The sequence below is a fragment of the Ruegeria sp. H6 genome (genome assembly GCF_056532975.1).
In genome coordinates, this window is the sequence record NZ_JBQFOA010000003.1 from 291,043 (window position 1) to 317,308 (window position 26,266).

The window sequence follows — 26,266 nt, forward strand, 5'->3', positions numbered from 1 at the left end:
TTCATTCTGTCCCGCTGAGCCCCGGTTATTCATTGGGATATCGCGTGCTTTGGGCCGGATCAACCTGCGGACGGTAATCACGAGTTCGAGGGTTCAAAGATTTTATCTGCCAAATGCTTGCAATCAATGGTCACTCCCTCCAACGTCCTATTCAAACGGCGCGCGCCCTGACCAGCGGGCTTGGGTCGCGCAATGCTCAGGGAAACCCAGGGAGAGCCAAGATGATCGTTCGCAGAGTGTATTTTGCCATTGCTTTTCTGGTTTTGCCTTTGGTCCTTATTCTGGGGTTCTTCTGGTCGCCAATTCATTGGTTGCTGGTGCTGGTCATTCCCTACGTGCTTGTTGGCGCCTATGATCTGTTGACGACCCGGCATAACGTTCTGAACAACTATCCGGTTTTGGGGCATTTCCGGTACATGCTGGAATTTGTCAGTCCCGAAATCCGTCAGTATTTTGTTGAGACCAACGAAAGTGGTCGCCCGTTTAACCGGATCGTCCGCTCGCTAGTGTATTCCCGCGCCAAGGGGCAGGTGGATACGCAGGCGTTTGGTACGCAGTATGATATTCTGACCGTTGGCTATCATCGCGCCGATCATTCTTTGTCGCCGAAACATGTGGATGAAAGCGAAGAAAGGGTGGTTCTGGGCGGACCGCAATGCTCAAAGCCTTACAATGCGTCGCGTCTGAACGTATCGGCCATGAGCTTCGGCGCGCTCAGCGCCAATGCCATTCGGGCCCTGAACGGCGGGGCCATGGATGGCGGGTTTGCGCATAACACCGGCGAAGGGGGGCTTTCTCCGCACCATTTGGCCGAAGGTGGGGATATCATCTGGCAAATCGGCACAGGTTATTTTGGGTGCCGGACAGCCGATGGGGGCTTCGATCAGGACAAGTTTGCAGAAAAATCGAAACTCGAGGTGGTGAAGGCGATTGAAATCAAGCTGTCGCAGGGGGCCAAGCCTTCTCACGGGGGCGTTCTGCCTGCCGCGAAAGTGGATGAAGAAATCGCTGAAATCCGTGGTGTACCCGTACATCAGGATGTCATTTCGCCCCCTATCCATTCCGCATTCGACGGGCCAACCGGCTTGATGGAGTTTGTACAGCACCTGCGTGAGTTGTCGGGTGGCAAGCCTATCGGGTTCAAGCTGTGTATCGGCAAAAGATCCGAATTCATGGCGATCTGCAAAGCCATGTTGGAAACGGGTATCCTGCCCGATTTCATCACCGTGGACGGGGCAGAAGGCGGCACTGGTGCCGCGCCCGTCGAATTTACCAACCGGCTGGGGATGCCGGTCAATGAAGGCCTGATCTTTGTAAACAATTGCCTGCGCGGGGTCGGGCTACGCGACAAGATCCGGGTCATTTGTTCGGGCAAGGTGGCGACCGGGTTCGACATGGTGGAAAAATTCGCGCTTGGGGCAGACATGTGTAACGCCGCCCGTGCGATGATGTTTGCGGTTGGCTGTATCCAGGCCCTGCACTGCAACACGAACCGCTGCCCATCGGGCGTGGCAACGCAGGACCCTGTCCGGGGCAGGGCGGTGAACGTGCCGCAGAAACGCCAGCGCGTGCACCGGTTCCACGACGTGACGCTTGAAAGTTTTCGCGAGCTTTTGGGCGCAATGGGCAAGGCCAAGGTGTCCGACCTAAGGCCGGGCGATATCCGACGCAGAATGGCGGATGAAGGCGAAAAGACTTATGCTGAGTTGTATGAGTTTCTGGACGATGACGCCCTGCTCAAGGATGATATCCCGCTGCATTTTGCCGACGATTGGAAAGCCGCGTCCGCTGCAAGTTTCTAGCGGCGTTCCGGTACCGTTTTATACGGTCAGCGTGCCTGGTTGCGGGGGTTGGCCACAACGTGGTTGTGGATTTTGCGAATGCTCCACTCGACCGCGTCGCGCATCGTGTCGCCCAAAGCCTCGTCATAGGCAACCACCAGATCCGGCGTCGCATCGCTGGCAGCAACGACATTTTCTTCGAATGAGGCCGATGCTATGATTTTGTCGTCGTATTCATCCAGGATCTTGATGTTGATGCGCACCTTGATCTGAACGGTTTTCGAATTTTCGGTTTCGGCGATTACGTGGCCCTGAAACTCACGCAAATCCGGTGCGATAACATAATCCGCGCGCAAACCGACCGTGGATCGGCCCACCGCCGCCACTTTGCCCGAGTTTTCAAAGCTTTCGATCAGCAGCGATTGCACGATGACCGGCGCACGATCCGCCCAGCGGGCGCGCGGCAGGTACTGTACTTGCAAAGGCGTCGGTTGCACGGCGATCTGGTCGGTGTTGACCGCTGCGGTTGCGGTCGGTTCCTGGACCACGATCTGTTTTTGCACCCGGGGCAGGCTGGATGAGAATGTGCTTTTGGGTGTCAGCAAATACAGATCGTTTGGCTTAGACGCTTGGCGCAGAGTGTCCAGGCCGGTGCATCCGGTCAGAAGGGCCAGTGCCACAATCACAAGAAATGGCCGGATCATTGACGAAACTCCGAAGCTTGGGTGCCGAGCAGAAAGCGCGCAGGATCGCGCTCGACCCGGTCTACCAGCCTGTCGAGGCTGATCACAAGGCGTTGCGATTCTTCGACAAACCGGATGAATTGCGGCAGACCAATGCGCAGGAAATCCGACACCTGCCGCCGATTGTCCTGAACGATCCCGTCAATCGTGCCCAGCAAATCCGAGGCCGATTGGGATGCGCTCAGCACGTCGTCCGAAATCTTGTCGATCTTTTCGGTGACGTTCGACACAGTTTTCGCGACTTCATTTGCGGCGTTGCTGACATCTGCCGCCACGGGGGCGATATCTTCGTCTATCACGCGATTGGCTGAATCAAAGGCGCGTTCTGCCGATGTCAAAGCACCTTTGGCGGTATCCATGGCCGAGGTGACAGAGCTGAGCGTCGTGTTCGCGTTCAGAACCGTTTCGCTGATGACCCCCAGGGTCACGCTGCCTTCATCGGACAATTCTGTCAGGCGTTTGGCCAGAACCGTGCCTTGTTCAACAAAGGGCTTGATGTCCTGCGCGATCACACGATCCGCGTTTTTGATTGCAGTATTGGCGGTTTCTAGTGTCGACTTGGCGGTTTCCGAGGTTGCCTTGATACTATTTAGCGTATCGGTCCCGGTCGTCAGAGTGGTCTCGGCCGTGTTTGCCAGAGTGTCCAGTCGTTTGGTAAAGGCACCAATCTCGCTGGCCGCACTTCCCAGATCGCTGGACAGGGATTCGAAATCAGACAGTGTTTTGTCCAGTTTCCCGGATGCCTGCGCCAGATTTGTCAGGATATCGGTCACTTCCTTGCGGTTCTTCTCATCGACGATGGAATTCAAGTTTTCCAGCAACGTCACCGCCTTTTCCAGAACCTCAGGCGCCCCCTCCAGAAGGGATTGGATCGAGCTGCGCTTGCTTGGGATCACACTGTCCTGGGGCAGGCGTTCCGCCTTTGGCGACCCGCCCGACAGCTCGACATAGGCGACGCCGGTGACGCCCAGAGATTGCAGCTGCGCGATGGTTTCCTTTGTCACCGGAATGTCCGCGTCAACTTCAAGTCGGACGCGCACTTTCGACGGATCGTCGTCGTCCAGATTAAGTGAGATCACCTGACCGACCGGCAGGCCGTTATAGTTCACGCCCCCTGCTGCAGACAGGCCCGAAACGTTGTCAAAAAGCACGTCGTAATAGGCATATTGCCGGGTCACTTCAAACTTGGCGAGCCACAGGAAAAAGCCGAACGCACCCAGAATACCTGCAAGGGTGAATGCGCCGATCAGGATATAGTTCGCTCGGGTCTCCATCGCCTCTACCTGTCCTGCCCCTTCTGTTGCGCCGCGCGGGCCCGGGGGCCGGTGAAATATTCCTGCACCCAAGGGTGATCAACCTTGGTCATATCTTCTATAGGACCTTCAACCAACACGCGTTTTTCTGCAAGTACGGCGATGCGGTCGCAAATGGCGTAAAGACTGTCCAGATCATGGGTGACCATGAAAACGGTCAGTCCCAGCGCCTGTTGCAGCTCGCCGATCAGATCGTCATAGGCCGCAGCTCCGATAGGATCCAATCCGGCGGTTGGCTCGTCCAGAAACACGATTTCCGGGTCCAGAGACAGCGCCCGCGCCAATGCCGCGCGTTTGCGCATACCCCCCGACAGCTCTGAGGGAAACTTGCTGCAGCTGAGCTGAGGCAGACCGACCAGACTGATCTTGAGGCCACCCAATGCGGCCATCAGGTTTTCGCTCATGCCGGTGTGTTCACGCAAAGGGGCCATCACGTTCTGCAAGACGGTCAGAGACGAAAACAGCGCCCCGTCCTGAAAGGCGACGCCCCAGCTTTTTTCAATCTTCTTGCGTTCCTCTTCCGGGCCGTTCAACACGTCGACACCCAGCACTTCGATACTGCCAGAGGCGGGCGTGTTCAGCCCAACGATAGTCCGCAGCAGCACGGACTTGCCGGTGCCCGATCCACCCACAACGCCCAGCACCTCGCCGCGCCAGACATCAAGGTTCAGGTTGTCATGCACGACCTGTTCGCCAAAACGGTTGGTCAGGTTGCGCACGCGAATGACGGCTTCTCTCTGCGCATCGATCTTATTGTCCTGCTGCAGGGTCGTGCCGTCCATGTCAGACCCCCAGTTCCGAGAAAAAGATCGAAAACAGCGCGTCGATGGCAATGACCATAAAGATCGATTGCACGACCGATGCGGTGGTGCGTTGTCCGACGCTTTCCGCCGATCCGCGAACCTGCATCGCTTGCCAGCAGGCTATGACGCCGATGACCAGCGCAAAGAAGGGCGCTTTGATCATGCCGATGGCCAGTTGCCAGACACCGGTGTTTTCCTTCAGCCGCGTCAGGAACATGCCGGGGCTGACGCCAAGGTCAATCCAGCTCATCAATGCGCCGCCGATTAAACCGGCCATGTCCGCAACAAAGCCAAGGATCGGCAGCATGATCAGCAAAGCCAGCACACGCGGCACAACCAGAACCTCGATCGGGTCCAGGCCCAGGGTGCGCATGGCGTCAATCTCTTCCTGAACCTTCATCGAGCCGATCGAAGCAGTGAAGGCCGAACCGGAACGACCAGCAACAATAATGGCCGTCAACAGAATGCCAAGTTCGCGCAGGATTGAAATCGAGATCAGTTCGACCACAAAAATTTCTGCCCCGAACTGCTTTAGCTGCGTGGCGCCTTGGAACGCCAGAACAACGCCGATCAGGAACCCCATCAGACCGACGATGGGTAGGGCTTTGAACCCCGTCTGCTCCATCTGAGAGAACAGGGCGGCCTTTCTCAGTCGCCAGGGCATGATCAAAGTGCGCCCAAGCCGGTGTAGCGTCAGGCCTAGGAACCCCAGGATCGACAGAGTGTCTTTCCAGGCGCCTGCCGTGCGTTCGCCCACGCGTTCGACCCAATTGACAAAGCCAGTCGGTGGGGCCTGTTCCCCGAACTTGTCGGGGATGCTTTCAGACACCGTTTCGATCAACGATGCATGCGCCGGTTGCAGCCCGTCGAGTCGTACCGAGGCGCCGCCTTCTTTCAGACGGCGTTCCAAAGTGGCGACCAGCCAGGCCCCGCCGGTATCCAGCGAGTCGAGCTTTGACAGATCCAGCACCACCGCCCGGCCTTCTGGTTTCACCGTCGCAAAGGCGCGTTCGACCGTATCCAGCGCCTGTGTCCGCAGGTCGCCCGATATCCGAATGAACGCGCCGTCGGTCGTGTTGTCGAGGGTGACGGTAGGCTGGGTCATGGCCATATGTGATGTGAAAAACCACGCGGCTGCAATGGGTTTATGCTGAGTTGCGAATTTTCGCACCTGTGCGTGTGCCTCCAGTTTGGCCGGTGGTTGAGAGGTGAGGCAGATGCACTTTTTGGGTTTCGGTCCAAAACCCTCAACCTGATCCGTCTGTCAAACGGCCCCGACAGATTCGGTCCGGCGCGGTTTTTGGCCTGCGTTTTGTCCGAAATTCGCGAAAGATCGAACGTAAAGATTAAAAAACATCTGCCGTTCTTTGACGGTCTGATGGGGCATTGACCGGTTCAGACGGCAACAGGGTAAGGATTTTGAGGGAAAGTGACTGAAAAGTTGGGTTTTTGACCGTAAAAAAAAATTATCGACAAAAACATTAAAAAACTGTCACAACTTTATGGTCTTTTGAAGCCTTGAAGAAAGATCTGTGTTTGCGGACATCATGACAGAAGAAAAAGTCATCACCGGTTACTGCGACCTCACCAGGTCAGCCGGAGCTATTTCTATGCGGGCGGTACGCCCGCAACAAGGGCGCGCCGCTTTGGCCCGCTTCACTCACCGCAGTTCAAACAGGCAGAGTTTCAACCGATTCACCGCGACGGATCATCAGGCGCCGTTTCGGACTGAATAGCCAATGTCTCAACCTCAAGAGGGACCTAACATGAAAAGACTACTTCTTTCAGGTGTTGCAGCAATCGTGCTGCCCGGCGCTGCCTTCGCAGCGTGTCCGGCTGTCACTATCGCGGATGACAAAGGCGTCGCTGCCGGCGCTCATCCTCAGCAATATGATCTGGCCGAGTTCCAGTCAGCCGCAGGCTGCGAGATGGCGTTTTCGGAAAATCCGGCCATTGCGGACCTGAACGCGCGGATCAAGGGCAATGGCGACCTGCCAGCGGTTGCAGATCGCCTTCCGGCTGAACCTCTGGTGGTGGTCCCGTATGACACAATCGGTCAGTATGGGGGTCAGTTCAACGCTCTGTCCAACGCGACTGAATCCGGAACGTCAGATTTCCTGTCGACCCGTCACACAGGTTTGGTTCGTTATACCGACGATCTGCAAACCGTTGTGCCCCACGTTGCAAAATCCTTTGAGTGGAATGACGATTTCACCCAGCTGACCGTAAAGCTGCGCGAGGGTCACAAATGGTCGGATGGTGCGCCGTTTACGTCGGCAGATGTCGTATTCTGGTACGACAACCTGATGATGGACACCAATGTCATCCCCGAAGCCAAGGACTACGCGCTGGCGGGCGGCGAGCCGATGGAAGTTGTGGCCCTTGATGACACAACGGTCCAGTTCAACCTCAAGGCGCCCAAAGCCGGTCTGATCGAAACCTTCGCGACGCAGTACATTCAGCCCTATCAGCCCAAACACTTCCTGGGTCAGTTCCACCCCGAGATCAACGCCGATGCAGACGCAAATGCGCAGGCCTTGGGTTACGAAAACGGCTATGACGCCATCAAGGCGTATTACGGCAACTCGGACTGGACAGATACGCCATCTCCGATGCTGACGGCGGGTGACAAGCTGGACAGTTTGCCCAAGCACACCGTGCCGACGCTGGAAAGCCATATCATCGTCAACGAAACCGCCGAAGGCCGCCATCTGGTCGCGAACCCCTATTTCTTTGCGGTCGATACCGCTGGTAACCAGCTGCCTTACATCAACGAGCAGGACGAGGTTTACATCAGCGACGAAGAAGTCCGCGTCCTGAAACTTCTGAACGGGGAAGTCACCTATAAGGCGCAGTCTGTCGGTCTGCCATCTGCGCCAGTCCTGTTGGAGGGTCAGGAGAATGGCGGCTACCGCATCGACGTGAAACCGACGATCGCGATGCCGGCGGTTGCTTTCAACCTGACGCATGAAGACGAGGCGATCCGCGATATCTTCACCGACATGCGCTACCGTACGGCAATGTCGAACGCGATCAACCGCGATGAGATCAACGAGACGATCTATTTCGGCCTCGGGACGCCTCAGCAATATGTTGGCTTCTCGCCTGTGCCAGAGTTTGTCGATCAGAAATGGGTGAACTTTGAATCGTCCTTCGATCCGGATCGCGCCGGTGCCTTGCTGGACGAGATCGGGCTTGTTGACGCGGACGGTGACGGCAATCGGGATTTGCCCAATGGTGACCCGTTTGTTCTGGATTGGCAGTTCTCGTCTCAGGAAGTGTCCTCGGCGCTTGTTGAATTGATTGCGCAGAACTGGAAAGACATCGGCGTAAACACCCAGATCAAGGAAGTGACGCCTGATGAGTTTCGCTCGGCCCAGTCGGCCAACACGTTGGATGTTCTGATCTGGACCGTTGGCTCACCGCTGGGCACCAACCTGGGAGACAACCAGCTTTGGGTGCCACCGTATTCGGACTATTTTGGTCTGCGCCCGGCAATGGGTTGGGCTGAATGGGTCGCGTCGGACGGTGCCGCCGGTGTTGAACCTCCGCAATACGCAAAGGATCTGATGGACGACATCATCGCGTTCCAATCCTCGATCCCCGGTTCGCCGGAACAGGCTGAGATTGGCGCGCGCATGGTCGAGGCCATGACCGGTAATCTGACATTCATCGGGGTCATCTCTGCACCTGCACCGATCTACTTCAGCAACAAGCTGAGCAACGTGCCGGAGTTCACAACCGCGTCCTATGAATTCTACCGCACCTATCCCTATCGCGCCTATCAGTGGTCGCTGAGCGAATAAGCGGTATACGATCTAACATGAAGGCGGGCGTTCGCGCCCGCCTTTACGACTTGCGCAAGGGATAAGCATGTTACAATTCGCCCGATTTGCCGCGACCCGAGCAGTCATGGCGCTGGTCACGCTGGTGATCGTGTCCTTAATCGTGTTTTCATTGATGGAGCTCGTGCCCGGCGACTGTGCCGAGCGCTATCTGGCGTATAAGAACACGCAAGGGCAGGCAATCACGCTTGTCGATATTCAAAACGAACGTATCCGCCTCGGTCTGGATCAACCGTTCCTGACCCGCTGGTCTACTTGGCTGGTTGGCGCGTTTCACGGAGATTTCGGTGACAGCTGTATTCTGCGCGTCGATATCGCACAGCTTTTGGGTGACAAATTCTGGATTTCGCTGTGGATCTGCCTGGGTTCGCTGACACTGGCCTATGCGATCGCGATCCCGGTCGGGATCATCTCGGCTGCTTCGAACAATGCGTTCCTGAACAACTCCTTGCGGATCGTCAGCTATTTGGGTCTGGCAATGCCCAATTTCTTGCTGGCCCTGATCATCATGCTGATTTCAACGGTCTATTTCGGTGAAACGCTGACCGGTCTGTTTTCACCCGAATACAAAGACGCCCCGTGGTCGTGGGGCAAGTTTGTCGACCTTATCAAACATGCCTGGCTGCCGGTCTTTATCCTGGGATGGTCCGCGACGGCGTTTGCTTTGCAAACCGTTCGCGCGTTGATGTCTGATGAGATTGGCAAGCTCTACGTCACTGCGGCCTCGGCCCGTGGGATTTACGGTCGTCGCCTGTTGTGGCGTTATCCGGCCCGGCACGCGCTTGGACCGATTGTCAATTCGCTGGGCTTTGACCTGAACCGCATTTTCAACGAACTGCCCATTGTGGCCCTGATCCTGACATTGACCGAGGCCGGGTCGCTTTTGCTGGACTCGCTGGCGCGGTCGAATGACCAGCAGCTTGCGGGCGCCATCATCTTTTTGCTGACCGCGTCCATCGTGGCGCTGAACTTCATGACGGATATTCTGCTGGCGGTGCTCGACCCGCGGGTCCGCAAGAGCATTCTGAGGTGATCCGATGACGGCAGTAACCGACCAAAAGGCCAAAGAAGCCTATTTTACCGCCTCGCAAAGACAGCTGATCTGGGCGCGTTTCAAGCGGCAGCGATCTGCCATGATTGCAGCCTGGGTGCTGATCATACTGGTCCTCTCGGGCCTCTTTGCTCCGTTCCTTTCGCCTTATGACCCCACTGCGGCGGGGCGGGATAAGGATTATCTGAACGGCGCGCCCCAAATCCCGCAGTTCTGTGACAAGAACGGCTGTTCGTTGCGGCCCTTCCTGCACGGTGTCACGCGTGAGCGTTCGCTGGCCACAAACTTCCGCTGGGTCGAGAAGGTCAACGAAGACGAACGGCGCTATGTCGAGTTCTTTGTGAAGGGCGACAAATACAAACTGTTCGGCTTCATTCCCGGCACTATCCACCTGTTTGGGACAGATACTGGTTACATTCACCTGTTTGGAACAGACGCGCAGGGCAAGGACATCTTCAGCCGTACCCTGCATGCGGTCTGGACATCGTTGCAGGTAGGCACGCTGGGGGTTCTGATCTCGTTTGTCCTGGCCCTCGTGATCGGAGGGGTTGCCGGCTATTACGGCGGCATGATCGACAGCGTGATCCAGATGATCACGGATGCGGTGCGAACGATCCCTTCGATCCCGCTGTTCATGGCGATTGCTGCGTTCATCCCGCCAGAATGGTCAGCGGAAACGCGGTTCTTCGTGATCACTGCAATATTGGGGCTTGTCGGGTGGCCAACGCTGGCCCGACGCGTGCGCACCCATCTGCTGACCGAACGCAATCAGGAATACGTCCTGGCGGCAAGGCTTTGCGGTGCGTCGCCCAGCCACATCATTCGCAAACACCTGCTGCCCAGCTTCACCAGCTATATCATCGTCGATCTCGTGATCTCGTTTCCCTATGTGGTGCTCAGTGAAACGGCGCTCAGCTTTATTGGTCTGGGTCTTAAGGACCCGGTCAACAGCCTAGGCGTTATGCTGCAAAATGTGACCAACGCGGATGTGCTGCTGAACTATCACTGGTATTTCATTCCGGTCTTTTTCTTCATTGCGCTTGTCATGGCGTTTGTGTTCGTGGGCGACGGTTTGCGCGATGCAGCGGATCCCTATTCGGAGTCCAGGAAATGAGCCTGATCGATGTTGAGAACCTGACCGTCCAATTCAAGACGGACGAAGGGCTGATCACGGCGGTGGACGATGTGTCCTTTTCGCTGGCTCCGGGTGAGGTAATGGGTCTGGTCGGCGAAAGCGGCTCGGGCAAGTCGGTGACGGCCAAATCGCTGATGAAGCTGAACGCGCGAAACACCGTTTATGGACCTGAATCCAAGATCACTCTGCACCTGGAATCGGGTCCGGTCGATGTGCTTTCGCTCAAACGCCCGCGTGACATGGAGGTCGTGCGTGGCGGTGCCATAAGCATGATCTTTCAGGAACCAATGGCCAGTTTCGCACCAGCTATGACCATCGGCAGCCAGATGGTCGAACAATTGCTGATTCATACCAGCATGAACAAGAAGCAGGCCAAAGAACTGTCCATCGAGATGCTGGATCGGGTCGGTATCCTTGAGCCCGCTACGCGATTTGGCCAATACGCGTTCGAGTTGTCGGGCGGGATGCGCCAGCGCGCCATGATCGCAATGGCCCTATCGACCAAACCAAAGCTGTTGATCGCGGATGAGCCTACCACCGCTTTGGATGTGACCATTCAGGCGCAGGTTTTGGACCTGATGAAGGATTTGGTGGCCGAATTCGGCATGGGCATCATTTTCATTACCCATGACCTGAGCGTTGTGGCGCAAACCGCAGATCGTGTGGCGGTCATGTATCTGGGGCGTATCATGGAGAGCGGCCCGGTTCGCGAGGTGATACGTCACCCCGCCCATGCCTATACGCGGGGTCTTTTGAACGCCTTGCCCAAGCTGGATGATCTGGACGCGCCACTGACGCCCATTCCGGGCGATATCCCTTCGCCGCTGGAACGTCCATCGGGTTGTGTGTTCCATCCGCGCAACCCGGAACTGCCCCCCGGGTCACGCTATGAAACCGAGCGACCGCCCCTTACCGAAGTCAGCCCCGGACATTTCGCGGCCATTTTCCCAGAAGACATCTCAGGCCAGCCATGACGCAACCTCTTATCAAAACCGAAAACCTCACGGTCGAGTTCGCTTTGGGTGGCGGGCTGTTCAACAAACGGTCCCTGAAGGCGGTCGACAATGTCTCGATCGAGATTCCCAAAGGTGCTTTTGTTGGCGTGGTCGGAGAGTCCGGGTCGGGCAAGACGACACTTGGCCGGGCCCTGTTGAATGCTGTCAATATCTCCAGCGGCAACGCGACCTATGACGATGGTGAGCAATCGTTCGATCTGACCAGAATGTCTCCGGCGGACCTGAAGGTCTATCGCAAGCGCGCGCAGCTGATCTTTCAGGATCCTTATGCGGCCCTGAGCCCCCGGATGACCGTCCGGGACATCATCGCCGAACCGTTGGAAGTGATGGGCCTGACCAAATCCCGGCAGGAAACGGATGAGCGTGTGCGCGAAATCGCGGCCAAATGCCGGCTGAACCTCGAACATCTTCGTCGCTATCCGCACGCATTTTCGGGCGGTCAGCGTCAGCGGATTTCAATCGCCAGAGCCTTGGCCAGCGAGCCCCGTTTCGTCGTGGCGGATGAATGTGTGGCGGCGCTGGACGTGTCCATTCAGGCCGACATTCTGAATCTACTGAAATCGCTGCAATCCGATATGGGGCTGACCTTCATGTTTATCAGCCACGATCTTTCGGTGGTTGCCCATACCTGCGATTTCGTTGTGGTCATGTATCACGGGAAAATCGTCGAAAGCGCGCCGACGCGAGAGCTGTTTGCCGCACCGAAGGAAGACTATACGAAACGCTTGCTGAACGCCATTCCATCGCTTGATCCGGATCATCGCAAAGTCAGTTGAAAATCTGGCCGTTTTGTCAGCACCTAACATGCTGATATTCCGATTTTTCTAGACAAACGCGGGGCTTGCGGTATCGTGCCTTCATTGAACCCTGTTCCCGTCCGCCGTGGCCGAACAGGTAACGAAGTCTGTGGGCAGATCTTTCTGGTCTGAATAATCACGACCGGTCTGCCCGTCAAGACACCTGAAGTCAGCAACGTTTGAATTTGCGAGGTGGATTGTGGTCGACTGGTTGGTAAACATCTTACGCACCTACCCGGAACTGGCGGTATTTCTGTCCATTGGTATCGGCTTTCTTGTCGGCCCCTGGAAATTCATGGGCTTCAGCCTTGGGACCGTGACGGCCACCTTGTTGGCAGCGGTCGTGATCGGGCAAGCGCATATCGACATCGACTCGGCGGTAAAGTCGACCTTCTTCATCATGTTCATCTTCGCCGTAGGGTACGGCGTGGGTCCTCAATTCATGAGGGGCCTCAAAGTTGATGGCGCGCGTGAGGTGATCTTTGCTCTCAGCGTTCTGATCTTGTGTCTGGTTGTACCGGTGGTTGCGGCGATGATCGCAGGGCTCGACCTTGGATATGCCGCTGGGCTTTATGCCGGTTCGCAAACCATTTCAGCTGCGATTGGCGTCGCTACTGACCAGATCAACCAATTGGGCCTGTCTGCCGAACAAGCGCAGACCTATTCAAACCAGATACCGGTCGCTTATGCGGTGACCTATATCTACGGCACCATCGGCTCTGCCATCATCCTGGCCAAGATTGGTCCCCGGCTGATCGGTGTAGATCTTGTGGCCGCATGCAAGGAATACGAGGCCAAGCTGGGCGGCGGTACAAGTTTGGAGACCGGAAGCGGGATCGTCTCGGCCTACCGCGCCATCGAGGCGCGGGCTTTTCAGATACCGGAAGGCAGCGACTTGTTGGGGCAGCCGGTCAAGGATCTGTTGCCAGGCGTCCGCATCTATGCCGAGCGTTTGAAACGCGGTGATCAGATCATCGAGGTTGATGACAACACGGTGCTGGAGGCCGGAGATATCGTCATGTTCTCGGGCCGCCGCGCCGATTTGGTGGGCCTGCTCGAAAACAAGCTGAAAGAAGCCGACGCGCCAGATTTGCTGACCATTCCGTCAGAAAAGCTGGATGTACTGATCACCAGCAAAGAGGTGCATGGCAAAACGCTGGAAGAACTTGGGGAAATGCCGATCGCGCGCGGTGTTTATCTGTCGAAACTGACGCGGAACATGCTGGAACTGCCCCTGTTGCCGGGCACGGCCGTGCACCGTGGCGACATCCTGACCCTGCAGGGCAGCAAACGCCATGTCGAAGCCGCGATTGCCGAAATCGGTTACGCCGACCGCCCCGTGGATACGACCGATTTGGCATTTGTCGGCTGGGGTATCTTCATCGGCGGGATCATCGGTACGCTTGCAATCATGATGGGTGGGTTCCCGATCAGCCTGTCGACCACGGGCGGCGCGTTGCTGTCGGGCCTGGTTCTGGGCTGGCTGCGCACTGTGCACCCGACCTTTGGCAGAATTCCGGGCCCCTCGCTGTGGCTAATGAACACATTGGGCCTGAATGTCTTTATTGCCGTCATCGGTATAACAGCCGGGCCGGATTTTATCGCCGGACTTAAACAGGCGGGCATCGCCCTGCTGTTGTGGGGGATCGTTGCGACCTCTCTGCCAATGATATTCTCGGTCTATGTCGGGCACTACGTGTTCAAGTTCCATCCGGCGATCCTGTTCGGCGCCTGTGCCGGCGCGCGGACAACAACCGCAGCGTTGGGTATGATTCAAGAGGCAGCCCAAAGCCGCATCCCCGCCCTTGGATACGGCATGCCTTATGCCATCGGAAACACATTGCTGACCATCTTTGGAATGGTCGTTGTCTTGATCCTCAGTTGATTGGAAAGGTTTGATTCATGGATAGTCTGAAGCTGCATGATTTTGAGGCGCTCAGCCCCTTTCAGATCAAGGATGAGTTGATCAGGTTGGCCTCTGCCGAGGCGCATAAATCCAACAGCGCATTCCTGAATGCCGGGCGCGGAAATCCGAATTGGGTCGCCACCCGCCCGCGTGAGGCCTTCTTTGCGCTGGGGCAGTTTGCAATAACCGAATCCAAACGGGTCATGAACCACCCCGCGGGGTTGGGTGGAATGCCAGCGGCAAAGGGTTGCCACGAAAGGCTGCAAAGTTGGGGCGCGGCAAATACTGAAATGCCGGGTGCCGAGACATTGCTGCAACTTGTTGACCATGCCATCCAGGCCTTTGAATTTGAGCCAGACGCCTTTGTGCACGAGCTGACGGACTCAATCATCGGCGACAACTATCCGGTTCCGGATCGCATCCTGAAACACAACGCGACCATCGCGCATGAGTACCTCATGTGGTCCATGTGTGCCGGCCATCGCCCAGAAATGCAGTTCGACCTGTTCGCGGTCGAAGGCGGCACGGCGGCCATGTGTTATATCTTCAAATCCCTCAAGGCCAACAGGTTGCTGAACCTCGGCGACACCATTGCGCTGTGTACCCCCATTTTCACGCCGTACCTCGAAATGCCCGAACTTGAGGATTACAGTCTGGAGTCTGTTCACGTCGAAACCACCGAAGCGGATGGATTTCAGCTGACCGACGCGGCGGTGGAAAAATTGAAGGACCCAAAGGTCAAAGCCTTCTTTCTGGTCAATCCCGGCAATCCGTCTTCGGTTGCCCTGAACGCGGCTTCGTTGAAGAAGCTGGCGGATCTTGTTAAAAACGACAGGCCTGATCTGATTGTTCTGACGGATGATGTCTACGGCACATTTGTGCATGATTTCACATCGGTTATGGGGTCGTTGCCCCGCAATACGATCGGTGTCTATTCCTATTCGAAATATTTTGGATGCACCGGATGGCGCCTTGGTGTGATTGCCGTTGCGCAGGACAACATTTTCGATCTGAAACTCGCTGATCACCCAGAGAACATTCAGCAAACACTGGATAAGCGTTATGGCACGCTCAGCCTGCATCCGCGCGAAATTCGGTTCATCGACAGGATCGTCGCCGACAGCCGCGATGTCGCGCTGAACCACACCGCCGGGCTGTCGCTGCCTCAGCAGGTCATGATGTCCCTGTTTTCCCTCAGCGAGTTAGTTGACACCAAAAAGGCGTATCAGACCGCGTGTATCGAACTGGTGCATCGCCGTTTCAACCTTCTGACCGAAGCCATGGGGATCGAGGTCAACCCAGGCGAAAATTATGATGCCTATTACGGGATCATCGACTTTGAATTCTGGTTGCGGAAATACGTGGGCGAGGACGTCGTCGCCTGGATCAAGCAAACTGTTCACCCGCTGGATATCGCCTTCAAACTCGCCGAAGATTACGGCATCGTCCTGCTGAATGGCAGCGGGTTTGATGCGCCCGACTGGTCGGCCCGGGTGTCGTTTGCCAACCTCCCGGATGAGGCTTATGCCCAGATCGGGACCGCCGTCAAATCCGTTGCGCGCGGCTATGTACAAGCCTATCGGGCTGCGAACAATTTGCCGCTGAACGGTTAGTTCAATCCCTCTACCCCTGTGCTGGAACTGGTGTTACCCATAAGCGCAGGGGAGGACGGCATTGGAGATCACCGAGCAGCGCATCAAGGCGATGACGACCGCAGGGTTGAACCTGATCGGTCAGGCGCTGTCGATCTATGACAATCAGTTGCGGTTGGTGCTGTGCAACTCTCGATTTCAGGAAATGTTCGATCTTCCTGAGGACCTGACCGAGCCAGGCGCGCGATTCTATGACACCATCCATTTCCTTGCCAGCCGCGGAGAATACGGTCAGATCGAAAATGTCGATGAGATCGTGAGCCAGCGCGTTGAACAGGCGCTGGCGTTCGAGCCCCATTATATTGAAAGAACCCGCCCGAACGGTCAGGTGATCTCGGTCGAGGGGGCGCCATTGCCTACGGGTGGTTGGGTTGCGGTTTACACCGACATCACCCGCACCAAACAGGCCGAAGGTCTGTTGCGGGCCCGGTCCGAGGAATTATCCGAGCAATTGCTGGGACGTGCCGAAGAGCTTTCGGCCACGAACCGAAAATTGGCATCCACTATCACCGCGCTGGAAGAGGCCAAACGCCAGCTGACAGAAATCGAAGCGCGCACCCGGATGACAACTGAAATGATGCCCGCGCATATTGCTCATCTGGGCGCAGATGGGCGGTATGATTATTCGAACCGCAAACTCAGTTCGGTCATGCCGGGGCGTCCGTCCGAGATTCTGGGGCTGCATATTTCCGAAGCTTTAGGCGCGCATGCCTTTGAGCGGGTCAAAAGCAACCTCGACAAGGCCTATGGCGGTGAAACCTCGGTGTTCGAATTTACCGAAGCACAGGATTCCCGGCGTATTCGCGTGTCTTTCACGCCGGACAATCAGGGCGGCGTCTACATCATGTCCGTCGATGTCACCGAAGAGACCCAGGCCCGCGTCGCGTTGCAGCAGACCAGACGCCGGGCGATGGCCGCGCAGATGACCAGCGGCTTGGCGCATGACTTTTCGAACCTGTTGACGATCATTCTGGGCATGCAGTCCCGGTTGAACAAGATGAGCCTGTCTGTTGAAGCGCATGAGCTGGTGGACGCCACCCAGCAGACCGCACGTCGGGGTGGTCAGTTGTTGAACCGGATCGCAGAGATGACCGGCAACCGGACCCCGCAACCCCGCGCAACCGACATGCGCGGACTGCTTGAAGATTTGCGCGTGCTTGCCTCGCCTTCTCTACCGCGTGGGGTTGGGCTGTCTGTTGTGAACACTCTGCCGGATACGGCATTGATGCTTGATCCCGGCATGGTGCAAGACGCGCTTTTGAACCTTGTTCTGAATGCCCGTGACGCCTGCGGCCTTTCCGGCCAAATCACGATCAGCGCACATGCGGTGGGCAAGATCTGGGTCGAAATCGCAGTCTCGGACACCGGGCCCGGGTTTTCCGATGAGGCTTTGGACAAGGCTCTCAACCCGTTCTTTACCACAAAAGGCAGCAAAGGATCTGGCCTTGGGCTGCCTATGGTTTACGACACGGTGAAATTGGCCGGGGGGGATATGCGACTTCGTAACACACCTTCGGGGGCCTCGGTGGTTCTTCGGCTTCCGTTCCGGCCTGCGCCGCCCGCACGTGACGGATTGGTATTGCTGGTCGAAGATCAGGACGACTTGCGCCTGCAGTTTCGCGACATGCTGGTAGACCTTGGACATACGGTGATCGAGGCGACATCCGTCAAAGAAGCCTCCGCCTTGATTGCTGATGTTCAGGATATAACGCTGGTGCTGTCCGACATTCGGCTTGAAGGTATTGAAACCGGAATTGATCTGGCCGCTCAGGTGCAAGGCAGGCTGCCCTGTATTTTGATGACATCCCTTTCGTTGTCGGACCCCCTGTACCGTCAGGCGTCTTCTGTCGCGCCGGTTTTGAACAAACCCTTTTCCAGCGCTCAACTTGCCGCGCTGATCCAATCCGAGGCCGCGTGATGACTCAACCATTGGTGACTATTCTGGATGACGAACCCGAGATCAGACGCATTCTGACGGAAACCCTGGAAGAGGCCGGATTTCGCACCCAAAGCTTTTCACGCGCGCGGGAATTTGAGGCATCCTTGAAGCGCGTGACGCCGGATGTATGTCTGGTCGACCTGTCCCTGCCGGATACGGATGGGTTGACCTTGGTGCACCGTTTGGCGCTGGAACAGGGCGCAGCGGTTATCATTATCTCGGGGCGGGTCCAGGTGCAGGATCGGGTCACCGGGCTGGAGCTTGGGGCGGATGACTACATCACCAAACCCTTTGATCCTGCCGAGGTCGTCGCCCGTATCCGCGCCCGCCTGCGGTCTCCGCGGCAAGTGTCGCAAAGCTCGGATGTTGCCACCTTCAACGGTTGGACGGCCTATTTTGATCGCTACCTTCTGGTCGGTGAAACGGGCGAGGAAACGACGTTCAGCCATGCCGAAGGTGAGGTGCTGCGATTGTTTCTGGAAAGTCCCAAACGCCTGATCAGTCGTGCCCGGATGCAAGAGATCCTGGGCGGCGGCGCAGGGGACAGTTTCGATCGCGCAATGGATGTGCGCATCTCACGCCTGCGCACGAAACTGGGCGAGGACCCCAAGAACCCCAGACTGATCAAGACGATCTATGGCGCGGGCTACATCTTTCTGGGCGATGTGCAGTGGTCTTAGCCCGACGGCAGGTTTTGCGCTGTAGGTTCTATTCCCGCAGCGCCTGATCCTTGATCTTCAACACCGGGCGGATCAGATACTGCATCACCGTCTTTCGCCCCGACAGGATATCGACCTGTGCAACCATTCCTGGGATGATTTCCACGGCCACATCGTTGGCGTCCAGCATCGTGTCAGATGTACGTATCTCAACCGCGAACACGTCTTCTTCATTTTGTTCTGACCGCGTGACCGTGCTGGCTCCGATGCGCTGAATCTCGCCATCCAGACTGCCATATCTTGAATAATCATAAGCGGTTATCTTGACTTTGACCTTTTGGCCAGGATGCAGGAAAGCGATGTCTTCCGGGCGCACAAAGGCCTCGACCAATAGTGTGTCGTCCAAGGGTACAATTTCGATCAGCTCTTCACCACTGCGCGCCAGGCCGCCGACAGTGGTGCGGTGTATCCGATTGACGACCCCCCGTACCGGAGAGCGCACGGTTGCGCGTTCGGCCCGGTCATGCAAGGCGGGCAGGATCGGGCGAATGGCCGACAACTCGGCCGTGACGCGGGCCAGATCGGTCAGCGCCGCGCTACGAAACCGGCTGCGCGTGGCGATAACCCGGTCATCGATTTCGACAAGACCAGTTTGCAGCCGCGCCATTACTGCGTTTGCGCGCGTCTTGCGCCCCGCCCATTCTGCCTCGCTGCGGCGCAAGGTGAGCAGGGTTGTTGCAGGTTCCATGCGCTGTTCGACCATTGGGGTCATTAACGCCCGTTCATCAGCAATCACCGCGAGCGTTTCAATGGCCGTATTCCGATCGACCAACGCCTCTTCGTATTCGCGCTGCTGTTGCTGTTGCTGTCGATCAAGGATCGCAATTTCGGCAGCCAACTCAGCCCGCCGACCCTGAAACAGAGCCGTTTCAGATCGAACAACATCGGGGGCGTCTGCGATAAGCTTTGCATCAAAACTCAGCTCAGTTCCTTCGATCTCGGCCCGCAATCGATGCGCTTGCGCCATTAGACCAAAAGCTCGCTGCCGCTCCTGGCTCAACTCGCTTTCTATCTGAGTGGTGTCGAACTCCATAAGGATCGTGCCCGCATCGACAACCTCGCCCTCTCGCACGTGAACCGCATTCAGCACGCCGGCTTCTGTTGCCTCGATGACCTGAACGCTGCCTGATGGCACGATGCGACCATCGGATCTGACCACGTCATCGATTTCCGTGTATGCGGCCCAGAACCCCGCGCTGAGCAGGCAACCTAGGATCACAAACAATAGCATCGATCCCCGAACCGAGGATTGCCCCCGCATTTCCCGCGCCAGGGTTCGAAGGTCAGGATGTCGCGACATTCAAATGCCTCCGGTTCTCAGGACGCTTTTGCAGCAGCATTGATTTGGGACCATCGGCACCGACTTTTCCGTTTTCGATCACGATAACCCGATCAACCAAATCTAGAAGACTCGCGCGATGTGTCACGACAATCATGGTCGTATCGCGCGTTTCTTCCTTCAGGCGTTTGATCACCTCGGCTTCGGTTTTGACGTCCATCGCGCTTGTGGGTTCGTCCAGCAACAGAACCGGAGGCTTGCCGATCAACGCACGGGCCAGTGCGATGGCCTGCCTTTGGCCGCCTGACAGACCTTCACCGCGCTCACTCAGGTTCATGTCGTACCCACGCGGGTCACGCGCGACAAAGTCTTCGACCGCAGCTGTTTGACCGGCCCGCGCCAATTGCTGATCACTGGGTCTGATGGCACCGCTGGTGATGTTGTCGCGCACCGTGCCGGAAAACAGCCAGATATCCTGCAACACAGATCCGATGTTACGCCGTAGATCCCCGGGGTCGATCTGCCGGATATCCAGCCCGTCCAACATCACTGATCCGACGCGCGGCTCATAAAGGCCAAGCAAAAGGCGGGTGATCGTGCTTTTCCCGGATCCAATCTGACCCAGGATCGCGACTTTTTCGCCCGGTTCGACAGAAAAGGTGACACCTTTCAACGTGTCGTCTGGTTGATCAGGATAGGCAAAGTGAACGTTGTAAAAAGTAATGCGTCCGTCAAATTTCGATCGGCTGATCCATGTGCGACCGGCGGGGCGTTCACTGTCGGCGCGCATCAGCGCGTCCAGGTTGCGATAGGCGCTCCGCGCTTGATTCACACGCGTCAGGGTTTGGGCCAGCTGTCCCAGCGGAGCCAGTGCGCGACCCGTCAACATAACGGATGCTACCAAAGCGCCCATGCTGGTCTGGCCATCAATCACCAGGAACACACCGTAGAACACAATCAGCACCTGAGCAGCTTGTTGGGAGAAACCAGTCAGGTTCAGGGCAAACTGAGTGACTGAGCGGCTGCGGGTGCCATAGGTCGATTGCCTGGCAAGCGCGTCGGCCCATCTGGACCGCATCTGCCGTCCGGCGGCAGTAGTCTTGATCGTCTCCAGGCCCGAGACGGCCTCCACCAATACGGATTGCTTGGATTGCCCCTCGCGAAAACTGTTTTCAGCGAGGCGAGAGAGGAAAGGTTGGATCGCAAGCCCGGTCAGCAGCACAACCGGAACGGCCAAAGCGGGGATCAGCGCCAGGGGTCCGCCGACAAAGTAGATTGCCGCTATGAACACAGCGATGAACGGCAGATCGACGACCGCAACCAAAGTTGCCGAGGTGAAGAACTCGCGCAATGTCTCGAACTCGCGGACGGTACTGGCGATTGCACCGGTTGAACCGGTTCGGGAGGTCATCTTGATGTTCAATACTTGGTCGAAGACGCGGCGCCCGACGGCCAAATCTGCCTTTTGGCCGGCTCGATCGATGAAACCCGCCCGCAATGCCTTGAGGAGAAAATCGAATATTAAGGCGATCGCGACGCCTAACGTCAGCGCGACCAGCGACGCAGTTGCTTCGTTGGGCAAAACCCGGTCGTAAATGATCATGATGAAAACGGAAGTTGACAGGCCCAGCACATTGGCCGTCGCGGCGGCGAGGGCCACTTGACCATAAGCCCATTTGTTAGCCGCCAGCGGTGACCAGAACCAGTGCCCGGCGATTTGAGGGTCGTCTGGCGACAAGCTGCGGTCATGTTCGCGCCTGAATACAATGGCGTAGCCGGAATAGGCTTCAACCAGTTTTGATTCTTGTACTTCTCCGACACCCGATCCCAGAACGGGGTCGTAAACCAGCAGATCGCCTGTTTTGGAACGCCCATGCACCACGACAGCGCGATCGTCTGAGAGAAGGAGGAGAGCAGGGCATAGGACATCATCCAATTTCGAAAGCTTCTGCGCGCCAAATCCAGCCTGAAGCCCGATCTGGCTGGCAAGATCGGTTACATCGCGAACGGTGAGCTCACCGGAAGCGCCTGATTGAGCCGCGTGAATCGCTGCACGCGTCAAGGGTCGCTCAAAGGTGGCTGCAATGTGAACCATGCAGCTTTCTAGTGCGGTCAGTGATGTTTTTGTCTCTGCCATCAATCGTACCCCGTTTGATTTGCAGCTGCCATCCATGGATCGGTGGGATTACAGACGGTTCACCACTGCCGATGAGGCCTGTACCGTTTACCCGAGCCGCCTGAAAAAGAACGCGCACCCCGCAGAGACTGCGAGGTGCTTGAGGTCTTCAGGCCGATGCACCCGTCGGGTCGGTCAACAAAATGTTGTCCGCGCTCAGGTTACCGAGGTCCGAGAGTCCCTCGAATTCTGTCAGCGTTTCCACTGACGCGGCGTTGGGTGCCGAGTACTCCACCTTGACCAGAGCACTGTCGGAGCCGTCGGTCGCAAGAATGTAAATCTCGTCACCCGCCTGTGCATCGGCCAGGCTTTCGGCGGCAAACTCGATCGTCGCATCATTCAGGTCAGTCAAAACGGTTTCGAGGCCGACAAAACCGGTATTGGCGCCGATCTGGTCTCCGGTGCTGAGTGTTTCAAACCCTGTACCGTTGCCGCGCAATGAGCTGGTATCAAGCCCGCTGAACATCAGTGCGTCCGACACCGAAGCCGCTGGGCCAAGGCTAAAACCTGTCACCGTATCGAACCCGTTTTCCGCCGCATCCGCTTCGAACACAACAATGTCGCGCCCGGCACCCGAAACGTCGATGGTGTCGTCCCCGTCACCGCCCCGGATAAGGTCATCCAGATCAGTCCCCACCAATGTGTCTGCGCCGTCGGTTCCAAGGAACAGATTGGATGGCCCGCCATCGGGTGTCGTCAGGGTCAATTCAATCGGTTGGGCCGCGTCCTGAACTGTCATCGTAAAGGTGACGATTGGTTGTGACAGGTCGCTGTAGCTTGTTGCGGCCCCTCCGAAGTTGACTGCGTTTGCACCGCTTGGGTTGGCAAGGAACAGGCTGAAATCGTCATTTTCGACTTCGGAGCCGGTGTCAAATGTAACAACTGCGGGATCGAACCCGAGCGTGGCCGTGAACGCGAGGCCGGATGAGATGTCGCGATCCGTATCTGCATGAATTTCGAAGGTGACTGTGGTTCCGCTCCGCCCGGCTTCGGTAATGACGTAGGCGGCAGGGCTGTGCGCGACGACCTGTTGGGATACGGGACTTGGATCCGGACCTCCCGAGACAGTTGCCTGCGCCCCGAAATCCAGCGCGTCGCCCGCCGACATGCCGGAGAAGGTCGATGCGGGCAGGTTTAGGCTCCAACTGCCATCGGCGTTCACGGTTGTGCTTCCGGCTGGACTGCTGTTGAGCGCGATATCCACCGACTGTCCTGCGGTTAGACCGAAGGATTGCCCGGCAATCGTCAGGCCCGAAGCCTGAGCATCGGCAAGGGAAACCGATCCGTTTTGTCCGACCGCGTCGAGTGAAAGGATGGGTTTGAAATCCGTGGTGAGACCCGCGGTTGCATCCGTTGCGGCGTTCCCGGCCACATCGGACACCGCAGCCGAGAGTGTATAGGCCGTGGTATCTGCCAGTGCGCTCAGGTCAACCGAAGGAATGGTGACCGACCACATCCCACCCGAAGCGGTCGTCGTATAGGTTTCCGATCCAAGGTTAACCGTGACCGTTTGACCGTCTTCGGCGGTGGTTGACCCGGTCACCCCTAGATCCGAGCCCCTTTCAATCACATCCAGCACCGCGCCGGTCGTGAGTGGGTCGATGGTGATGGTCGGAGCGGTGAAGTCGGTCGTCAGGCCGGTTGAAACCTCTCGGGTGTTGCCAGCGGCATCGGTAACTGAAACTTCTATGTCGTAGGTTTCTGCGTCCTGCAAAGCGCCAAGGCTGGCAGAGGTGGCGGTGTAGGTCCAGCTGCCGCCGCTCACCACTGCTGTGCCGCTGACATCAACCGTTCCGTCCGGGCGCGACAGGGAAACCGAAACGACCGTTCCGTTTGCCGCGTCACTGTTGCCCGAGATGGTCAGGTCGGTGCCGCGTTCTGCGGAATTCATCACCGCACCGGACGAAACCGACGAAACATTCAACGAAGGCGCGGTGAAATCCGTGTCAAAGCTGCTGGTTGCTTGAACCGCAGGATTTCCCGCAGCATCAGTGACATCAGCCGTCACATTGATGGTTGCGCCATCGGCCAAAGCACCCAAATCAGCGCTTGGCACCGAAACCGACCACGCACCGGACGATGCCGCTCCCGTGTAGGTTTCGCCGTTCAGTGACACCGTCACCAATTGCCCGTCTTCTGCATTGGTAGACCCTGCGATGGTCAGATCGGATCCTTGTTCGGCGGCGTTGACGACAGCCCCATGAGAATACGTATCAATACTGAGCGTTGGCGCCGTGACGTCTTTCGACACCGAAGCACTGGATTGAGGCGCAACAAGCCCGTCAGCATCTGTAACATCGGCTGTCAATGAGAACGTGCCCCCATCGGCCAGAGCAACAAGGTCTGCGCTTGGGATCGTCACGCTCCAACTGCCTGATGACACTGTGTCGGTATAGGTCTGCCCATCCAGCGTGACCGTGACCTGCTGACCATCGGTCACATTGCCGGTCAGCCCGCTGACCACGAGATCCGAACCTACCTCTGCCGCGTTCAAAACACTGCCTGTGGACAACGGGGAAATGGAAATGGAAGGCCCGGTCAGGTCCACTGGCACCGTTACCGAGACCGGGACGGCCGAGTTCCCGGCGGCATCCGATATCGCGACGCTGACGGCAACCGGTGTTCCGGTGCTTAGCCCGGCCAGATCAGCGTTGGGGACGGTGACGCTCCAGGTGCCGCCGGATGCGAGCCCGGTGTATTGCTGACCGTTGAAATCAGCGGTGATCATCTGGCCATCTTCTGCGTTTGTTGTGCCGGTCAGGGTCAGATCTCCACCCACGTCGATCAGATCAATTGATCCGCCGGCGACAGCATCCAAAGACAATGTCGGTGCGGTGAAATCCGTATCAAAGCTGCTGTTTGCCTGAACGGCGGGGTTGCCTGCGCGATCAGACACATCAGCTGTTATGCTCACGTTAGAGGCATCCGGCAGAGCGCTCAGACCGCTGGAGGGGACAGCGATGTTCCAATTTCCGCCTGACACGGTACCTGTATAGGTGTGACCATTGATTTGAACCGAAACGGTTTGACCTGCTTCGGCGTCGGTGGTGCCGGAAACCGTCAAAGATCCCCCTTGTTCGTCGGCGTTAAGGGAAGGGCCAGTCGAAATGGAAGAGATCGAAATGGTCGGCGGAACCGTATCGATGTTGAACTCTGTTGCGCCTGTGGAAATCTCGGCCCCGTCGACATCCAAATTGCGAACGGTCACAAAGGACGCGCCTTGTGGTAGGGCCTCTGCCTCGGCCTGCGTCAGTGTAACATTCCAGTTGCCGTCCACGTCGGGGGTTGCGGTTTTGGTGATACCTCCAACCTCAACCTCGACAGTTGTCGTACCATCGGGAACCGGAATCTCTGTGGTTGTATTGCTGAGCGTGCCACCCTGAAGTTCAGCCAGGTTGAGCGTTGGCAGAGGAGGTTCCGGAGGTGGCGCCGGAGGTGTTGATGGGCCATCGCCACCGCCGCCCTTGCCGCCGCGATCTACGGGTCGGTCCGTGCTGTCATCGCCACCACCGCCTCCGCCGCCTGCGGCTGCGGCTGCACCGGCGACCCCTAGACCGCCCAGTACCATGCCTGTGCTGCTGATACCGCCCGCAGTGGCCGCAGCCCCACCGGCCTCTGCCACAGCACTGAGTTGGGCAATCTGTGCCGCTGCATCATCGGCGATCATGACCGATCCGTTTTCCAGCACCTGTGCGTTTTCCGCAGCCACCACAACGGTTCGACCATCTGCCAGCTTCAATTTCACATCGCCATTGTGCAACAGCTTGGCTGATCGCACGCCGGGAATGGATGTCACGAATTGAAAGGCGTCCAGTTCTGCCGATGTGGCCTGGGCCAGCGCCGGTAAAGTCAACAGGGTCGACCCAAGGCCGCCCATCAATCCGCGCCCGGACCATTTCCCAAGCTTGCCGGTAATCCAGGTGTGAATGTGGCGTTTGCGTTCAGAAGATTGCCACTCTTCCGAGTTCAGAACAGTGTTCCTACCGGTTTCCTTGGTCATCTTGCCCCTCGTAAACGGTTGCCGCAAACGGCTGGAAATCTTAGCGATCCGTTCATCATGGTTTCCAGCTGGTGCCGTGCGCGGACGAACCAGAAAAATTGAGTTAAACTG

Annotated in this window: 18 protein-coding genes; 11 read left to right on the forward strand and 7 right to left on the reverse strand. The window is 57.3% G+C overall.

Annotation, left to right across the window (positions count from 1 at the left end):
- Positions 1–221 precede the first annotated feature (221 nt).
- Positions 222–1,802, forward strand: a complete 1,581-nt coding sequence (locus ACR0AG_RS09195; RefSeq protein ID WP_480838019.1) for an FMN-binding glutamate synthase family protein — start codon at positions 222–224, stop codon at positions 1,800–1,802.
- 26 nt (positions 1,803–1,828) lie between these two features.
- On the opposite strand, the gene ACR0AG_RS09200 is transcribed toward ACR0AG_RS09195, so the two are convergent.
- The 4 genes from ACR0AG_RS09200 to ACR0AG_RS09215 are packed head-to-tail and all read right to left on the reverse strand — an operon-like array spanning position 1,829 to position 5,745.
- Complete coding sequence (locus tag ACR0AG_RS09200) at positions 1,829–2,485, reverse strand: ABC-type transport auxiliary lipoprotein family protein (protein WP_480838021.1); 657 nt, start codon at positions 2,483–2,485, stop codon at positions 1,829–1,831.
- Positions 2,482–3,798: an MlaD family protein gene (locus ACR0AG_RS09205; protein WP_480838023.1), complete on the reverse strand. Its 1,317-nt coding sequence runs from the start codon at positions 3,796–3,798 to the stop codon at positions 2,482–2,484. Before ACR0AG_RS09205 ends, ACR0AG_RS09200 begins: the two co-directional genes overlap by 4 nt.
- Positions 3,799–3,803: 5 nt before the next feature.
- The gene (locus ACR0AG_RS09210) at positions 3,804–4,619 is read right to left on the reverse strand and encodes an ABC transporter ATP-binding protein (protein WP_480838025.1); all 816 of its coding nucleotides are present in this window, start codon (positions 4,617–4,619) and stop codon (positions 3,804–3,806) included.
- Between the two features lies 1 nt (position 4,620).
- Positions 4,621–5,745 (reverse strand): MlaE family lipid ABC transporter permease subunit, encoded by a 1,125-nt coding sequence (locus ACR0AG_RS09215; protein WP_480838027.1) that lies wholly within the window; start codon positions 5,743–5,745, stop codon positions 4,621–4,623.
- A 442-nt stretch (positions 5,746–6,187) separates the two neighbouring features.
- On the opposite strand from ACR0AG_RS09215, the gene ACR0AG_RS09220 reads away from it, so the two are divergent.
- The 10 genes from ACR0AG_RS09220 to ACR0AG_RS09265 all read left to right on the forward strand — a co-directional run bounded on the left by ACR0AG_RS09220 (position 6,188) and on the right by ACR0AG_RS09265 (position 18,661).
- The gene (locus tag ACR0AG_RS09220) at positions 6,188–6,376 is read left to right on the forward strand and encodes a hypothetical protein (RefSeq protein ID WP_480838029.1); all 189 of its coding nucleotides are present in this window, start codon (positions 6,188–6,190) and stop codon (positions 6,374–6,376) included.
- A 30-nt stretch (positions 6,377–6,406) separates the two neighbouring features.
- Positions 6,407–8,446, forward strand: coding sequence for an ABC transporter substrate-binding protein (locus ACR0AG_RS09225; protein ID WP_480838031.1), 2,040 nt, complete (start codon positions 6,407–6,409; stop codon positions 8,444–8,446).
- Between the two features lie 67 nt (positions 8,447–8,513).
- Positions 8,514–9,518: an ABC transporter permease gene (locus ACR0AG_RS09230; RefSeq protein WP_480838033.1), complete on the forward strand. Its 1,005-nt coding sequence runs from the start codon at positions 8,514–8,516 to the stop codon at positions 9,516–9,518.
- Between the two features lie 4 nt (positions 9,519–9,522).
- Positions 9,523–10,650, forward strand: coding sequence for an ABC transporter permease (locus ACR0AG_RS09235; RefSeq protein ID WP_480838035.1), 1,128 nt, complete (start codon positions 9,523–9,525; stop codon positions 10,648–10,650).
- Positions 10,647–11,645, forward strand: coding sequence for an ABC transporter ATP-binding protein (locus ACR0AG_RS09240; RefSeq protein ID WP_480838037.1), 999 nt, complete (start codon positions 10,647–10,649; stop codon positions 11,643–11,645). The genes ACR0AG_RS09235 and ACR0AG_RS09240 overlap by 4 nt, the downstream gene beginning before the upstream one ends.
- A complete protein-coding gene (locus tag ACR0AG_RS09245) occupies positions 11,642–12,463 on the forward strand; it encodes an ATP-binding cassette domain-containing protein (protein ID WP_480838039.1) in 822 nt (273 codons plus the stop codon). Before ACR0AG_RS09240 ends, ACR0AG_RS09245 begins: the two co-directional genes overlap by 4 nt.
- 220 nt (positions 12,464–12,683) lie before the next feature.
- Positions 12,684–14,369 carry an aspartate-alanine antiporter gene (aspT, locus tag ACR0AG_RS09250; RefSeq protein ID WP_480838041.1) on the forward strand — a complete coding sequence of 562 codons (1,686 nt, stop codon included), beginning with the start codon at positions 12,684–12,686 and terminating at the stop codon, positions 14,367–14,369.
- 17 nt (positions 14,370–14,386) lie between these two features.
- Positions 14,387–16,003 (forward strand): bifunctional aspartate transaminase/aspartate 4-decarboxylase, encoded by a 1,617-nt coding sequence (locus tag ACR0AG_RS09255; RefSeq protein ID WP_480838043.1) that lies wholly within the window; start codon positions 14,387–14,389, stop codon positions 16,001–16,003.
- Positions 16,004–16,094: 91 nt separating this feature from the next.
- Positions 16,095–17,960, forward strand: a complete 1,866-nt coding sequence (locus ACR0AG_RS09260) for a PAS-domain containing protein (RefSeq protein ID WP_480838159.1) — start codon at positions 16,095–16,097, stop codon at positions 17,958–17,960.
- Positions 17,960–18,661, forward strand: coding sequence for a response regulator transcription factor (locus tag ACR0AG_RS09265; protein WP_480838045.1), 702 nt, complete (start codon positions 17,960–17,962; stop codon positions 18,659–18,661). The genes ACR0AG_RS09260 and ACR0AG_RS09265 overlap by 1 nt, the downstream gene beginning before the upstream one ends.
- A 28-nt stretch (positions 18,662–18,689) precedes the next feature.
- Here ACR0AG_RS09265 and ACR0AG_RS09270 read toward each other — a convergent pair whose 3' ends face one another.
- From ACR0AG_RS09270 to ACR0AG_RS09280, 3 genes are all read right to left on the reverse strand, one after another.
- Positions 18,690–20,000 (reverse strand): HlyD family type I secretion periplasmic adaptor subunit, encoded by a 1,311-nt coding sequence (locus ACR0AG_RS09270; RefSeq protein WP_480838047.1) that lies wholly within the window; start codon positions 19,998–20,000, stop codon positions 18,690–18,692.
- Positions 19,984–22,116 (reverse strand): type I secretion system permease/ATPase, encoded by a 2,133-nt coding sequence (locus ACR0AG_RS09275; RefSeq protein ID WP_480838049.1) that lies wholly within the window; start codon positions 22,114–22,116, stop codon positions 19,984–19,986. The genes ACR0AG_RS09270 and ACR0AG_RS09275 overlap by 17 nt, the downstream gene beginning before the upstream one ends.
- 148 nt (positions 22,117–22,264) lie before the next feature.
- On the reverse strand, positions 22,265–26,155 hold the full coding sequence (locus ACR0AG_RS09280) for a beta strand repeat-containing protein (RefSeq protein ID WP_480838051.1): 3,891 nt from the start codon (positions 26,153–26,155) through the stop codon (positions 22,265–22,267).
- Positions 26,156–26,266: the final 111 nt, after the last annotated feature.

Bases quoted from the DNA above. Each gene is read 5' to 3' on its own strand.
- ACR0AG_RS09195 (WP_480838019.1), top strand. From the start codon at position 222: ATGATCGTTCGCAGAGTGTATTTTGCCATTGCTTTTCTGGTTTTGCCT.
- ACR0AG_RS09200 (WP_480838021.1), bottom strand. From the start codon at position 2,485: ATGATCCGGCCATTTCTTGTGATTGTGGCACTGGCCCTTCTGACCGGA.
- ACR0AG_RS09205 (WP_480838023.1), bottom strand. From the start codon at position 3,798: ATGGAGACCCGAGCGAACTATATCCTGATCGGCGCATTCACCCTTGCA.
- ACR0AG_RS09210 (WP_480838025.1), bottom strand. From the start codon at position 4,619: ATGGACGGCACGACCCTGCAGCAGGACAATAAGATCGATGCGCAGAGA.
- ACR0AG_RS09215 (WP_480838027.1), bottom strand. From the start codon at position 5,745: ATGACCCAGCCTACCGTCACCCTCGACAACACGACCGACGGCGCGTTC.
- ACR0AG_RS09220 (WP_480838029.1), top strand. From the start codon at position 6,188: ATGACAGAAGAAAAAGTCATCACCGGTTACTGCGACCTCACCAGGTCA.
- ACR0AG_RS09225 (WP_480838031.1), top strand. From the start codon at position 6,407: ATGAAAAGACTACTTCTTTCAGGTGTTGCAGCAATCGTGCTGCCCGGC.
- ACR0AG_RS09230 (WP_480838033.1), top strand. From the start codon at position 8,514: ATGTTACAATTCGCCCGATTTGCCGCGACCCGAGCAGTCATGGCGCTG.
- ACR0AG_RS09235 (WP_480838035.1), top strand. From the start codon at position 9,523: ATGACGGCAGTAACCGACCAAAAGGCCAAAGAAGCCTATTTTACCGCC.
- ACR0AG_RS09240 (WP_480838037.1), top strand. From the start codon at position 10,647: ATGAGCCTGATCGATGTTGAGAACCTGACCGTCCAATTCAAGACGGAC.
- ACR0AG_RS09245 (WP_480838039.1), top strand. From the start codon at position 11,642: ATGACGCAACCTCTTATCAAAACCGAAAACCTCACGGTCGAGTTCGCT.
- ACR0AG_RS09255 (WP_480838043.1), top strand. From the start codon at position 14,387: ATGGATAGTCTGAAGCTGCATGATTTTGAGGCGCTCAGCCCCTTTCAG.
- ACR0AG_RS09260 (WP_480838159.1), top strand. From the start codon at position 16,095: ATGACGACCGCAGGGTTGAACCTGATCGGTCAGGCGCTGTCGATCTAT.
- ACR0AG_RS09265 (WP_480838045.1), top strand. From the start codon at position 17,960: ATGACTCAACCATTGGTGACTATTCTGGATGACGAACCCGAGATCAGA.
- ACR0AG_RS09270 (WP_480838047.1), bottom strand. From the start codon at position 20,000: ATGTCGCGACATCCTGACCTTCGAACCCTGGCGCGGGAAATGCGGGGG.
- ACR0AG_RS09275 (WP_480838049.1), bottom strand. From the start codon at position 22,116: ATGGCAGAGACAAAAACATCACTGACCGCACTAGAAAGCTGCATGGTT.
- ACR0AG_RS09280 (WP_480838051.1), bottom strand. From the start codon at position 26,155: ATGACCAAGGAAACCGGTAGGAACACTGTTCTGAACTCGGAAGAGTGG.